General features: G+C 45.2%; 13 protein-coding genes and 4 tRNA genes. 2 read left to right on the top strand and 15 right to left on the bottom strand.

What is annotated here, in order from left to right; translation table 11 throughout:
• Positions 1–110: 110 nt before the first annotated feature.
• The 15 genes from ACFOEE_RS16225 to aspS all read right to left on the bottom strand — a co-directional run bounded on the left by ACFOEE_RS16225 (position 111) and on the right by aspS (position 12,520).
• Positions 111–186, bottom strand: a tRNA-Lys gene (locus ACFOEE_RS16225).
• 31 nt (positions 187–217) lie between these two features.
• A tRNA-Lys gene (locus tag ACFOEE_RS16220) sits at positions 218–293 on the bottom strand.
• Positions 294–443: 150 nt separating this feature from the next.
• A tRNA-Lys gene (locus tag ACFOEE_RS16215) sits at positions 444–519 on the bottom strand.
• 27 nt (positions 520–546) lie between these two features.
• Positions 547–622 (bottom strand) — tRNA-Lys (locus ACFOEE_RS16210).
• Positions 623–806: 184 nt separating this feature from the next.
• A complete protein-coding gene (ybgF, locus tag ACFOEE_RS16205) occupies positions 807–1,556 on the bottom strand; it encodes a tol-pal system protein YbgF (RefSeq protein ID WP_377126606.1) in 750 nt (249 codons plus the stop codon).
• A 17-nt stretch (positions 1,557–1,573) separates the two neighbouring features.
• Positions 1,574–2,110, bottom strand: a complete 537-nt coding sequence (gene pal / locus ACFOEE_RS16200) for a peptidoglycan-associated lipoprotein Pal (RefSeq protein WP_377126603.1) — start codon at positions 2,108–2,110, stop codon at positions 1,574–1,576.
• Positions 2,111–2,151: 41 nt separating this feature from the next.
• The gene (gene tolB / locus ACFOEE_RS16195; protein WP_377126600.1) at positions 2,152–3,510 is read right to left on the bottom strand and encodes a Tol-Pal system beta propeller repeat protein TolB; all 1,359 of its coding nucleotides are present in this window, start codon (positions 3,508–3,510) and stop codon (positions 2,152–2,154) included.
• Positions 3,511–3,521: 11 nt separating this feature from the next.
• On the bottom strand, positions 3,522–4,451 hold the full coding sequence (gene tolA / locus ACFOEE_RS16190) for a cell envelope integrity protein TolA (protein ID WP_377126597.1): 930 nt from the start codon (positions 4,449–4,451) through the stop codon (positions 3,522–3,524).
• A 7-nt stretch (positions 4,452–4,458) separates the two neighbouring features.
• The gene (tolR, locus tag ACFOEE_RS16185) at positions 4,459–4,887 is read right to left on the bottom strand and encodes a protein TolR (RefSeq protein ID WP_377126594.1); all 429 of its coding nucleotides are present in this window, start codon (positions 4,885–4,887) and stop codon (positions 4,459–4,461) included.
• A complete protein-coding gene (gene tolQ, locus ACFOEE_RS16180; RefSeq protein WP_377126591.1) occupies positions 4,874–5,578 on the bottom strand; it encodes a protein TolQ in 705 nt (234 codons plus the stop codon). The genes tolR and tolQ overlap by 14 nt, the downstream gene beginning before the upstream one ends.
• 801 nt (positions 5,579–6,379) lie before the next feature.
• Positions 6,380–8,218, bottom strand: a complete 1,839-nt coding sequence (locus ACFOEE_RS16175) for a di-heme-cytochrome C peroxidase (RefSeq protein ID WP_377126588.1) — start codon at positions 8,216–8,218, stop codon at positions 6,380–6,382.
• 243 nt (positions 8,219–8,461) lie between these two features.
• The gene (gene ruvB, locus ACFOEE_RS16170) at positions 8,462–9,466 is read right to left on the bottom strand and encodes a Holliday junction branch migration DNA helicase RuvB (protein ID WP_377126585.1); all 1,005 of its coding nucleotides are present in this window, start codon (positions 9,464–9,466) and stop codon (positions 8,462–8,464) included.
• A gap of 7 nt (positions 9,467–9,473) precedes the next feature.
• A complete protein-coding gene (ruvA, locus tag ACFOEE_RS16165) occupies positions 9,474–10,091 on the bottom strand; it encodes a Holliday junction branch migration protein RuvA (protein WP_377126582.1) in 618 nt (205 codons plus the stop codon).
• Positions 10,092–10,100: 9 nt separating this feature from the next.
• Entirely contained in the window at positions 10,101–10,625 is a 525-nt protein-coding gene (gene ruvC / locus ACFOEE_RS16160) for a crossover junction endodeoxyribonuclease RuvC (RefSeq protein WP_377126579.1), read from the bottom strand.
• Between the two features lie 113 nt (positions 10,626–10,738).
• On the bottom strand, positions 10,739–12,520 hold the full coding sequence (gene aspS / locus ACFOEE_RS16155) for an aspartate--tRNA ligase (protein WP_377126576.1): 1,782 nt from the start codon (positions 12,518–12,520) through the stop codon (positions 10,739–10,741).
• Positions 12,521–12,701: 181 nt separating this feature from the next.
• On the opposite strand from aspS, the gene ACFOEE_RS16150 reads away from it, so the two are divergent.
• Both ACFOEE_RS16150 and ACFOEE_RS16145 read left to right on the top strand, forming a co-directional pair.
• On the top strand, positions 12,702–13,550 hold the full coding sequence (locus ACFOEE_RS16150; RefSeq protein ID WP_377126573.1) for a DUF72 domain-containing protein: 849 nt from the start codon (positions 12,702–12,704) through the stop codon (positions 13,548–13,550).
• A 102-nt stretch (positions 13,551–13,652) separates the two neighbouring features.
• Entirely contained in the window at positions 13,653–14,171 is a 519-nt protein-coding gene (locus ACFOEE_RS16145; RefSeq protein ID WP_377126570.1) for a M48 metallopeptidase family protein, read from the top strand.
• Positions 14,172–14,185: the final 14 nt, after the last annotated feature.

Here is a 14,185-nt window from a genome sequence, read left to right as displayed (position 1 = left end):
GCCGGCTCGTCGTCCTGACTCGCGTTCATAAACTGCGAAGCTGCGCTTCGGTTTTACTCACCCAATTGAGCTAATGACCCGCTCTGGATATAGATAACTTAAAGTGTAAATGGTGGGTCATGATGGACTCGAACCATCGACCAATGGATTAAAAGTCCACTGCTCTACCAACTGAGCTAATGACCCGCTCTGGTGATATCTGTAACTTGAAGTAGCATGGTGGGTCATGATGGACTCGAACCATCGACCAATGGATTAAAAGTCCACTGCTCTACCAACTGAGCTAATGACCCGCTCTATTTTATCCGGGGTTATAATCATCCTGAAGCTCTGGGCCAGCTCGTCGTCCTGACTCGCGTTCGTAAACTGCGAAGCTGCGCTTCGGTTTTACTCACCCAACTGAGCTAATGACCCGCTCTGGATAAATCAACTTCAAATGCAAATGGTGGGTCATGATGGACTCGAACCATCGACCAATGGATTAAAAGTCCACTGCTCTACCAACTGAGCTAATGACCCGCTCTAAGATATCATTTACAAATTAAGTGGTGGGTCATGATGGACTCGAACCATCGACCAATGGATTAAAAGTCCACTGCTCTACCAACTGAGCTAATGACCCACTCGATGCAGCTGTTTTGATATCATCTATCGCCTGCTGCGGGCGCTTATAATACTTATTTAAAAAAGGAGTGCAACTGAAAACCGCATTTTTTTTCAATAAACACTGCTAGATGCCTAATTTTAAATCAATTTGTCACAAATATACACAAATCGGATTAGACATCTGCGGTGTTTGCACAGCGCTACAGTTTGGCAAGGCGATCCGCCGCCATTTTTGCAGCAGTCGTGCTTGGATATTGTTGCACCAATTTGGTCAATATCTGTTTTGCTGCATCCAACTGTCCAAGCTTTTCGTAAAGGTTACCAAGCTTCAGCATTGCATCTGGGCGTTTATTTGAGTCGGCATAATTGTCAACTACGCGCTTAAAATGACCGACAGCCTGCTGATCATCATTCTTGATGGACAACAACTGCCCGAGCCAATAATGGGCATTCGGCTCATATACTGAATTTGGGAACTTTTTCAGGAAGGCTTCAAATTCCGGGATGGCTGCATCATAGCGCTTGTCTTTCATGATAAGCGCCACAGCGCGATCGTAGGCTTCGTTTTCCGATAAGTTACTGCTAATCGCTGTATCCGGCGTCACGGTAACATTCGCAACTGGCGAAGTCGCTTGCTCAGGCACACGAGAAACTCTATTCTCGATTTCCTGATATAACTCGCGTTGCCGCTGTAACACTTTTTCCAGCTTGTAGCTTTGTTCTTCGGTGATACCACGTAGCTGACTGACTTCATCTTGCAAAACAATGATCTGTTGTTGCATTTCAGCTTGCATAATATTGCGCGATTGCATCAAGCTTTCCAGCTGAGCTAAACGTGCATCCAGACTTGATTTTGAACCTGCAGCCTCAGAAACAGGTGCGGGAGCGGCCAACACGTGGACGCTCCCGCACGAGAGTAGTAAGGCTGCCAAAACGTGTTTCGGCTTCATCACTCTATTCTATCTTATTAGTATACCAGTACTGCGCGACGGTTTTTCGCAAACGCTTCTTCAGTACGTGATTTGATCATCGGTTTCTCTTCACCGTAGCTCACTACTGAAATTTGGCTGTCGCTTACACCTAGGCTTTGTAGGTATTTCGCTACAGACTTAGCACGGCTTTCACCTAGAGCAATGTTGTACTCAGGTGTGCCACGCTCATCAGCATGACCTTCGATTAATACTTTTACAGATGGATTCTTAACTAAGAAATCTGCGTGAGCTTGTAGCAACTCAGTAAATTGGCTTTGAATAGTTGATTTATCAAAGTCGAAGTAAATGATTTGCTCTTGACGTAGTGCTTCGTATTTCTCACGTAGCTTTTCTTCTGCTGATTTTTCACGGGCAATAGTGCTTACTTCAACATTGCCGTTATCAGTTTGGCTTGTCGCTTGGTTGCTTTGGTTAGCAGCTGACTCATCAACGTTTGAAGATGAGCTACAAGCAGCTAGCGTCATGACAGGGACAGCGATTAAAAGACCTTTAATAATTTTGTTCAGTTGCATCGAGTATATTCCTATTTCTTTTAAATCTAACCAGCAAAATTCTAATTTAAGAAAGGCGACCAGGCAGGCGCTTTCACTTGGCCATCCAGCACAGGTAAGCGTGCTTTAAAACGACCATCCATAGATACCAGCGCCAACACTTGCTTATTGTTGTGCAAAGTACTGTAAATGATCATTGAGCCGTTTGGCGCGATGCTTGGTGATTCATCCAAACGCGTTCTTGTTAACACTTGAAACGCATTTGTATTTAAGTCTTTCTTAGCTAGGTGATATTGCCCTAACGTTCTATTTACCATGACCAGCTGCTTCCCATCAGGTGTAATAGAGCCAGCTAAGTTCATGTCACCATCAAAGGTCAGTCGCTTTGACCTACCAGTTTGTAAATTTAACTGATAAATCTGGGCATTACCACCCCTTTCCGATGTAAAAACAATATCCTTACCATTTGGATGCCAACTTGGCTCAGTGTCGATACTACGATGATTTGTAATTCGCTTTTCACGCTTTGTTGCCAAATCCAAAAGGTAAATTTCCGTCGCACCGTCGCCATCTTTTGATAGTACCAGTAACAATTGCGTACCATCTGGAGAAAACTGCGGTGCACCATTAATACCAGGATAAGTCGTAACTAACTGACGTTTCCCAGTATAAAGATCCTGAATATAAATCTGACTTTGACGATTCTCAAAAGTCACATAAGCGAGCTTAGTACCATCTGGCGACCATGCCGGAGACATCAAAGGCTCTTTTGAGCGTAATAAGATTTGCTCGTTATAACCATCGTAATCGGCTACCACTAGCTGGTAAGGCTTATCATCTTGCTCACGCACGATGACGTAGGCAATTTTAGTTAAAAATGCGCCGCGCTCACCGGTTAACGCCTCGTATACTGTGTCACTGATTTTGTGCGCATAGCGACGAAAACCCGACGTTTCCACCACACTTTGTCGTGACTCTTGGATGTGATCCTGACTTTTGGTTAAACGACCATTGCTCATCATCCGCGTTTGTCCACCCGTGATCTGACCGCGGATCACGTCAATTAACTCATACTTAACCAAGTAACGCCCAGCTGGTTGCTGTGTCACAGTGCCAACTACGATAGCTTCAACGCCTTTGTTTACCCAAGCGTTGTAATTAACGTTTTCATCCGATGTCGGTAACTCTGGCATGTCCGCCACCGCAATAGGTTTAAACTTACCGCTACGCATCAAATCCGCAGCGATAATATCGCTTGGTTGCATTGGCAAGGTGCCAACACCTTCATATTTAAAAGGTACTATGGCTATCGGACGCGCACCGTCGATACCTTCGGTGATAACAATTTCTAGTGCAGCTTGAGCCTGCCATTGCCAACAGGCAACAACAACTAGCAAAAAGGTCTTCATTTTATGGAACATAGTTTTCCTTTTTAGATATTCGGCCTAATTGTTAGGTTAATATTTTTTAGTTGTTCAAATACATCTTTGTCTGGTGACACAGGTAAAGTATCTGCCATACGCACGGCACGCAGCGCGGCTTCGCACACCAGCATATCGCCACCAAGTGACGTCGCCTGAGTCACCAAGCCATTGAAGGCCAAGCGAATGTTCAAACGACACTCTTGCCCTTTCATTTTTTCGTCTATCAACAAGTTTTGTTGAATACGCTGCATGATCAATGCTTTGTATTTATCTACCTCAGACAAGACCTGTTGCTGGCGCACTTTGGCACGGGCAGCGGCTTCTTTAGCCAACTGGTCTTGCAGCATTTGCTCTTCAAGCGCTTGCTGGCGACGTCGTTCTTCTTCTGCGGCACGGCGTTTAGCTTCTTGTTCACGCTTTTTACGCTCATCTTCAGCCTTGCGTAGCGCCTCTTCTTCTTCCTTGCGTTTTTGCGCGGCAGCCTTAGCGGCTTTTTCAGCTGCTACTTTTTCTTGCTGCGCTTTTTGCGCATCCTCGCGCTGCTTCTTCTCTATCTCTTTGGCCTTTTTCGCTTCAGCTTCAGCCTTTTGACGTTCAGCTTCTTGAACTTTACGTTCTTGTTCTAGCTTTTTAATTCGTCTGGCTTCTTCTTCACGAGTTTCTTTGGCTTCTTTGGCACGGCGTTCTAAATCACGAATGCGACGCTCTTCAGCACGCCTTTTCTCGTCTTCAGCAGCTTTAAGTTCTGCAACTTTCAGTTCTACTGCACGTTGGTCAACAGCGACGGCTTCAACCACTTGCTCTGACTCTTGGATTTGCTCAGGATTGAGCACCACTTCGAGTACATCTGGCTTTGGCATATGAAAATCAGCCGTCACTAACAGTAGCGCGGCAATTGCCACATGCAGGACCAGTGATTTTATTACACTTTGTTGCATTGCCTGCTTACCCTTTATCAAACGATTTCGTCATCAGGCCAACCGACGGTACACCGGCATTCTTCAAAAAGTCCATTAACAACAACACTTCCTGATAAGAGACTTTACCGTCGCCTTTTATCATCACTGGCGTGTTTGGGTTTTGCTGCAACTTCAGTTTGATAATTGCTGCGACTTCCACTGCATCCATTGGTTTTTCGGGGTCAGTACCCACACTAACGTAGTAACGCCCTTGCGCATCTATTGAGGCAATAATTGGCGGTACATCTTTGTTGTCAACCAGCTCCGACTGTTCCATTTTTGGCAAATCAACTTTGACACCATGCGTGATTAACGGCGCTGTTGCCATAAAGATGATAAGCAACACCAACATAACGTCGATATAAGGAACGACATTGATTTCAGCAACTTGTTTTCTTTTTTTACGCAGGTACATTTTGCTTAGCCTCGGCTTGCGCTGCTGCTTGGCGATGTAGGATATTGGCAAACTCTTCCATAAAGTTAATGTAAAGTGTTTCCAACTTTTCTACGTTTTTCGCATAACGGTTATAAGCCATTACCGCTGGAATAGCCGCAAACAAACCCATTGCAGTGGCAATCAACGCCTCGGCGATACCGGGAGCAACCATTTGTAAGGTCGCTTGCTGAACTTGGCCTAACGCGATAAAAGCATTCATGATCCCCCATACCGTACCAAATAGGCCGATGTAAGGGCTGATAGAACCAACGGTGGCTAAAAATGATAAGCTTGACTCAAGTTTTTCTACTTCTCGAGAAAGCGCGACACGCATTGAACGGTGTGTACCTTCAATAATCAAGCCCGCTGAATTAATGCTGTTTTTTTGATGACGGGCAAACTCTTTAAAACCTGCAACAAATAACGCTTCAAGACCCTCTTGCTGGACACCACGTGCGGTAACTTCATTATATAGTTTGCTTAATTCGCTGCCTGACCAAAATCTTTGTTCAAATCTTTTCGCGTCAGTCAACGCACTGCCAATGACCTTTTTCCGTTGGAAGATAATTGCCCAAGAAGCAACCGAAAGACCGACTAAGGTCAACATTACAAGTTGCACTAAAAAACTGGCTTTAAGAATGAGGTCAATGAAGTTGAGTCCAGATTCCACTTATTATTCTCCTACTAGACATAATGGCTACAAATTGTAATCCAATAGACTGAACGCTTTATGAAAGGTTCAACTAGTTTACCCGCCAACTACAGCGGATACAACGAGATTGCCATGAATTCCAAGGAATTAACGACTAAATAAATTTGCGGGCTTTTCGCCATATTCAGCTAGCACTCAGTTTCCCATTCCTTTGCATGAGTATGTCTGTATTTATTCATCCAAAGCCACAAAACTCCATGTTTTATGCAAGATCAGTGAATAGTCGCCCAAAACGCATTTGGTCAGACCATTTTCCAACAATTAATTTTATTTTGAGTGATTTTCAACCAAATGTTAATTGTCATATTTTTCATAAGGTTGCACCAATTTTAAACTTATTAATCGCAATTAACGCAATAAACCTATATCTCATAGCATTAGTTTTTTTAATTTGAAACTGTAATTTTTCTAGTTTGAACATTTTTCCGAAGATCCGTAATATACATCCTGTACTGAGCACACAGCGTCGCAGATGCTAAGCACAGTTGTTGGCAATATGATTACTGATTTGTCGTATTGCCCAGATGACGAACTTTGGGATAAAACCTAAACAGACTCATCTTTGTTCCCTGGATTACTTCCTTCAACTTGTTGTTTTGCCCGCATTTTTGCGGGCTTTTTTTTGCCTAAAATAATCATAGGCACAAACAATCAATTAGCTTTGTAGACAACACCCAAGCCAATAAAAAAGCGGGTTACTTGTCAGCTCCCCGCCCTCAATCATTAGCCCTACTTCTCTATCAAATGATGAGAAACTGTTTATAGCGTCTTCATAAACTCAACTAATTGCCACTTTTCATCGTCAGATAAGCTAGTACCATAAAGGTGTCCGTCATTGGAGTTACCAGCCTGCACAGTACCATCCGCTTTATTTACCTTAAACAAGTTAAGGCCTTGTGTTGTGTCATAACCGACTTTAACTGGATCAAATTCTCGGCTACCCACCCAAAAAGTGCTTGGGCGTTGCTGCGGACTCTGTAATAACGACCACAGATCTGGCACCGAGCCATTATGTAAGTAAGGTGCGGTTGCCCAAATGCCATTCAATGGTCGCGCTTTGTACACTCCAGCATCATAGAATCCATCAACGCAATCCTCATTGGTATTCGGGGTGAGCTTGTCGCGATTCTCAACGTGTGCTTTGATCCGTTCTTCAATAGACTTGATGAGCGTGGTCTTTTCACCGTCAGTGCCTGTCTTTTCGGCTATTGCTCCCGCTTTTAGTGCTTTGATCGGATCTTTTAGCACCAAACCGACCACACCATTGACGGGAATGTCTATCGCACTGTCAGTGGCCGCAAATTTATCGCCAGCCAAAATAAAGGTTTTCGTGCCTTCTAGAATTAAGGTTTTCGCCATGTGGCAGCTGGCATTGTTAGACATAGTAGGATCTGTGCCGACTTCCTTTACAGGTACTCTTGTGGCTACATAATCGTTTAAAACATCCTGTGGGGCGATAATTTGATGGCAGCTTACGCAATTTGCTTGGAATACCATTTTACCCCTCGCCGCTTTATCAATATCTATCCCCGGCAAATATTGCTCAGGCCATACTGGTGGGCGCAGCGTTTTTACCCATGCCTCTAACTGGCCTAAACCATTTAAATCCACAGTAGAGCTATAACTGACATGCTTGTCTACGAGCTTTTCCCAAAGCGGTGCCTTGTGGATAGACAATGAACCAAACACCCCAACTACTTCACCAATATTACGCACCAATGGGCCAACTATCGGCGTATTTGGTGCCGAGGCATTCCATTGCACCACGTCAGATTGATGCGTACCCCAAATAAATGGATAAGACACTGGTGCTGTCGGCGCATTGCGGTTATTAAGATCATCCAGCGCAAACGCCGTCCCTGCGTTTTGAATATTGCCAAAGGCGTCAAGCCGCGCATAGCTGGTAAAATCGTCAGGATAATCCGCCGGTAAATCATTAACGGCTTGCCGCTCCGCCGTTGCCATTGCAACTTGCATTAGGTCTTGGCGTAAGTCTTCTATTTTTTCTTGTGAGGCGTCGTCTTTTAAAACATTGATAGCAAATCGGCTGAACTTTTGGTTATCGTTCAACGTTGCCGCTAACGCCGCATTGAGGCGATTAAAAAACAGCACAAAGTTGGCTAAGGTTGGCGCCCCTTCAATAAGCAATTTAGTGCCTTTATAATCTAATTGATTGGTGTGGCAGGCCGCACAGGTCATACCCACCCACGCCTGTCCGGTAGTTTGATTATTGTGTAACGCAAAACCAATTGGCAAACCACCGGGGTTGGCATTACTGCTGTTATTGGGCAAATAACGCAACATTTCCATGTGCTCGCCATCGCGAAAAAGCTTGTTATTGTCAGGCTGCTCTAACCACATAAACCACACATACGGGATAATTTGCGAGCCTTGGCCGGTATACCAAAAGTCTTGGCGTAGCTTTTCTGACCAACCTTGGTCAAGCCATTTACGATCTGGCACTTGCCCAACCGCCGTAACGGGTTGAACTTGCTCTTTAGGAACATCGGGTTTACGGTCAACCACACTACAACTGGATAAAGTTACTGTGGCACATACGAGCCAAAGTGGTTTAAGCGCAAAGTTTAAAGGTTTCATGATCAGATCCTGTGACGTAGAAATGTAAATTATTGATTATTTTATTTTACAATAAAATTACATTGTACGTGACAAACGGATATTTTGCAGAAAATATCAATGAGAAATATTCACCTGCGGGCACAAGGCAAACTAAGATGTAAACAGTGATGGGAAACAACTGTTTAAAATGACGCTCAAGCAAAGACAGAATAATAAAGCGCTGGGGTCATTTATCCCTAGCGCTTTGGCAACAGTGCAACGTTATTCGGGTTTAGTTAAACCAAAATGTTGGTAGGCACGGTCAGAAACCATACGGCCACGCGGTGTGCGTTGAATAAAACCCTGCTGAATTAAAAACGGCTCAATCACGTCTTCTATTGTCTCGCGCTCTTCACCAATTGCAGCAGCCAAGTTGTCTAAACCAACCGGACCACCCATAAACTTTTCAATAATAGCGAGTAGATACTTACGATCCATATAATCAAAACCGCAATTATCGACATCCACCATATCAAGCGCCGCCTTGGCGATAGTTTGCGATACGCTACCATCACCTTTGACCTGCGCGTAATCCCGTACTCGACGTAATAAGCGGTTGGCAATACGCGGCGTACCACGCGAGCGCTTGGCAACCTCTTCTGAGCCCGCATCTGAGATCTCTAACGCAAGAAAATGCGCAGAGCGTGACACGATTTGGGTTAAATCAGCGACATTGTAAAACTCTAGCCGCTGCACAATGCCAAAACGGTCACGTAGTGGTGAGGTTAACGAGCCCGCTCGGGTGGTTGCGCCAATTAACGTAAAAGGCGGCAAGTCGAGCTTAATTGAGCGCGCGGCCGGTCCTTCACCTATCATAATATCCAGCTGATAGTCTTCCATCGCGGGATACAAGATCTCTTCAACCTGTGGACTTAGGCGATGAATTTCGTCAATAAACAGCACATCCCCTTCTTCAAGATTGGTTAGCAGTGCCGCTAAGTCGCCCGCTTTTTCAAGCACTGGCCCTGAAGTGGTTTTGATATTGACTTGTAACTCATTAGCCACAATATTGGCCAACGTGGTTTTACCAAGCCCAGGTGGGCCAAAAATCAGCAAATGATCGAGCGCTTCGCTACGACTACGCGCCGCTTCAATGAAGATCTCCATTTGCTTCTTAACATGAGGCTGGCCGGTATAATCAGCCAATAGCTTTGGTCGAATGGCGCGGTCAACAACGTCTTCTTGGCCTTTCACGCCAGCATCGATGAGGCGATCAGCTTCAATCATGGTTTTCTCACATCATAGATTTTAGGGCGTCTTTAATTATGCCCTCGGTGGTCATACCCGCTTTTGCGACTTTTTTCACTGCACTTTGTGCCTGTGCAGGTTTATAGCCTAAAGCCAGTAAAGCTGCAATGGCATCATCTTGCGGGGTATTGGCAACGGTAGGATCTTGCTGTGGTGCTAATATAGCGTCATCGCTGAATGGTGTGAGTAAGTCATTACCCCAATCTTTGAGGCGATCTTTTAATTCCAATACCAAACGCTCAGCCGTTTTCTTACCAACACCGGGAATTTTCACTAACGTAGAGGCATCTTCGTTATGCACACAATGGATAAATTGCTGCGCCGACATGCCAGATAAAATCGCCAAAGCCAGTTTAGGGCCAACGCCGTTGGCTTTAAGCAACTCACGAAAGAGACTGCGGCGCTCTTTGGTTTTAAAACCAAACAATAACTGAGCATCTTCGCGCACCACAAAATGGGTGTAGATAGTCACTTGTTCGCCAATTTTTGGTAACTCATAAAAACAGGTCATAGGTAGCGCCACTTCGTAGCCTACGCCATTAATATCAATCAGCACTTCTGGCGGCTGTTTCTCAACCAATTGACCTTGTAAACGTCCGATCATAATTCCTCTTTAGCGTCTTAAACGTCCGCGTACGGTTTTGCTGGCATTACCCGCCAGACGAATTAAATTTTGTTCTGAATGAGCATGGCAAATTGCCACAGCTAGCGCATCGGCCGCATCGGCTTGGGGTGTGCCGGGTAATTTCAGCAGCTGCTTAACCATGTGTTGTACTTGTTCTTTTTTGGCCGCGCCAGTACCAACAACCGCTTGTTTTATTTGCCGTGCGGAATATTCACACACTGGCAGTTCTTGCAAGGTTGCCGCAACAATTGCTGCGCCCCTTGCCTGCCCGAGTTTCAACGCTGAGTCTGGGTTATGTGCCATAAACACTTGTTCAATGGCAAAACTGGTTGGGGAAAACTGTTCGATGAGCTGGCTGATACCTTGAAAGATCATTTTCAAACGGATGGGAAAATCGTGGTCGCCCACTTTGATACAACCACTGCCAAGATACTGAAAACGGCTCCCTTGATGTGCTATCACACCATAGCCTGTAAACCGTGATCCGGGATCGATACCAAGTATGATTGCCACGCGCACCTCATTATTGTTGTTTGCGCTAAGTGTGCCGTAATACTGTATGAATTTCCAGTAACTTTTCCTAGAGACACAAAAAAGGCGGCTTGTGCCGCCCTTTTGCTCGATTTTTATTCCGCGCTAGCTTTCAATGCCGCTAAATCGATGGCAATTGCCAGCTCTTTGAGCGCATCAGCATTGGCCACGCTTGGCGCATTGGTCATTAAACATGACGCTTGCGTGGTTTTCGGGAACGCGATGACATCACGGATGTTATCTGTGCCACACAGCAACATCACTAAGCGGTCTAAACCGAATGCTAAACCTGCATGCGGTGGTGTACCGTACTTTAATGCTTCAAGCAAGAAGCCAAACTTATCTTGCTGCTCTTGCTCATCGATGCCGAGAATACGGAACACAGTTTGTTGCATTTGGTTGTTGTGGATACGTACTGAACCACCACCCACTTCATAACCGTTTAGCACCATATCGTAGGCATCAGACAATGTATTAGCTGGGTTTGCTTCCAACTCTTGAGCCGACACCCCTTTTGGTGCAGTAAATGGATGGTGAACTGCGTGTAGATTGCCCTCGTCGTCTTCTTCAAACATTGGGAAGTCAACAACCCATAGCGGCGCCCATTGGTCAAGACGCGTTAATTCTAGGTCTAAACCAAGTTTAATGCGTAACGCTCCCAGCGCTTCGTTGACAACTTTACGCTTGTCCGCACCAAATAGCAGGATATCGCCAGTTTGTGCACCTGTGCGCTCAAGTAACGCTTTGATCACCGCTTCATTTAAGAATTTTGCAATCGGTGATTGAATGCCTTCAAGGCCTAATGCAAGGTCGTTCACTTTTAACCATGCCAAGCCTTTGGCACCATAAATGCCAACAAACTTGGTATAATCGTCAATTTGCTTACGCGAAAGCGCTGCGCCACCTGGTACTTTAATGACCGCAACACGACCTTTTTCGTCGTTTGCTGGACCTGCTAGCACTTGGAACTCAACGTCTCTTAGCAAATCTGCAACGTCCACGATTTCCAGCGGATTACGTAAGTCTGGCTTATCTGAACCAAAACGGCTCATCGCTTCGCTGTATGGCATGACTGGGAATTGACCCAAGTCCACATTTAAGAATGTTTGCCACATTTCACGGATCATACGCTCGGTCACAGCACGAACTTGGTCCGAGGTCATAAATGAGGTTTCGATATCGATTTGGGTAAATTCTGGTTGACGGTCAGCACGTAAGTCTTCATCACGGAAGCACTTAACGATTTGGTAGTAACGGTCAAAACCAGACATCATCAACAATTGCTTAAACAACTGCGGTGACTGTGGTAACGCGTAGAAGCTACCTTTATGCACACGGCTTGGTACTAAGTAGTCGCGCGCACCTTCTGGCGTCGCTTTAGTTAATACTGGCGTTTCGATATCAAGGAAATCATTGCTGTCTAAGAAACGGCGAACAAAACTGCTGGCTTTTGCACGCAGCTTGATACGGTCACTCATTTCTGGACGACGTAAGTCTAAATAACGGTACTTTAAACGACGCTCTTCAGAGTTTTGTTGGTTAAAGTCTAGTGGTAGTGGCTCTGCACGGTTAACAATCGTTAAGTCTGTGCCTAAAATTTCCACTTCGCCAGTGGCCATATCTTTATTGACTTGGCTGTCTGGGCGTGCGCGTACAGATCCTTTGATCTGCACACAGAATTCTTGACGAAGACCGTTGGCTTTATCCATCAGGCCGTCAACTTCTGGATCAAAAACAACTTGCACGATGCCTTCACGATCACGAAGGTCAACGAAAATCAAACCACCTAAATCACGGCGTTTGTTGATCCAACCACATAGCTCAACCTCTTGACCTACGTGCGATTTATTAAGTTTTCCGCAGTATATAGAGCGCATAATCTTCCTGTTCAACGAATCCTAACTGCCTCGCTTGGCGGCACTTAGGTAAAAAATATCCGCCAATTATATAAAACTGGCGCTTAAAGTCATCCGAAATGCCAAGCTGTTTTTGAAAAAACAGGAGCATTTGCAAAAAATTTGTTAGGCTAAGCGGGTTTCGAGGATCTTGAGGGTTGTAATGCTGTATTTGGGATGTCCACAATGGGGAAGCCAACACTGGCGCGGACGATTTTTTAGTCGCCATTGTAAAGCCGCCGACATGCTGCATGAATACAGTCAAATCTTTAACTCCGTTGAAGGCAACACCAGTTTTTACGCCGATCCGAGTCCCGCAACAGTGCAAACTTGGCATGATGCTGTGCCCGATACGTTTCGCTTTACCTTTAAACTCCCCAAACGTTTTAGCCATGAATCTGGACTCCAACCAGACCCGCAAGCAGTATTGGCTTGGTGTCAGTTGTTTGAACCCTTGTTTGCAAAAATCGGCATGTTGATTTTGCAGTTACCTGCGAGCGTCACGCCGCTGCAACTACCACAAGTTGCAGCCCTGTTGGCACAATTACCAAAGGATTTACCCCTCGGCATTGAAGTGCGCCATCCGGCATTTTTCCAAAAAGGTGAAGCCGAGCGCCAGTTTAACCGCTATTTGTTAGACCACAGCATTAATCGCATTATCATGGATACTCGCCCACTATTTAGTGAGCCAGCAACTACCCCTGCCATCATTGACGCACAGCGCAAAAAGCCAAGAGTACCCGTTAATGTGATTGCCACCAGTAGCGCCCCTATGCTGCGCTTTGTAGGCTGCAGTACACTTGTCGACAACCGTGCCTTTTACGCGCCATGGCTAAATAAAATTCGCCAATGGCTCGATGAAGGCAAAACCCCGTATGTGTTTTTTCATACCGCCGATAACTTTGACTCGCCGTTACTTGCACGGCAATTTATTCATGATTTAGGCTATTCACATCAAGTATTGGCGCCCTTTCCTGCTGAACAAGAAAGCGTGCAAAACAGCTTGTTCTAGCTTTGCGCCGGATTGGCTTTGGCTTTTTGGTTGTCTCGCTTGACTGAAACGCGATAAAATCTGCGCTTGCTTTGGCGTTTTAAACTTATTTGGCACTTTACTATGGCGTTTCATTCTTACTTTCTTCACTACCCAGAGAATTTACAGCAACAGATCCAGCAGTTGATAGCGGATGATGAGCGCCTTACCCAGTATTTTCAAAACAAGTACCCTGAGCCGCATGACTTACGTAGTGATAAGCAACTGGCCGATTACACCAATGGCTTTAAACAGCGCTATTTAAAAAATACCCCAAGGCTGGATTCTGTTGGCTATAAAAAGCAGGCTGATTTAGTAAAAAATGCCTTAGGTACGCACACCTTTCAACGCCAACAACATGGCGGCAAATTAAAAGCTAAGCATCATATTGCCATTGCCAATCAGTTACGTGCGGCGCCTGAAGCGCTGCTGCGCTGTTTAGTAGTCCATGAGCTGGCGCATTTTAAAGAATATGACCACAACAAAGCCTTTTATCAGCTCTGTTGTCATATGACGCCCGATTACCATCAACTAGAGCTAGATTTGCGCTTATTCTTAGTGCTGGAACAAAAAGCACTGAGTTTTTATCAGCCTGAGGTGTAATAAGCGCCAAAAAT

The sequence above is a fragment of the Pseudoalteromonas fenneropenaei genome (assembly GCF_042643375.1).
In the GTDB taxonomy this organism is placed as follows: Bacteria; Pseudomonadota; Gammaproteobacteria; order Enterobacterales; family Alteromonadaceae; genus Pseudoalteromonas; species Pseudoalteromonas fenneropenaei.
The sequence above is the reverse complement of the archived record's forward strand: the minus strand, read 5'-3'. Positions and strand labels throughout refer to the sequence as shown.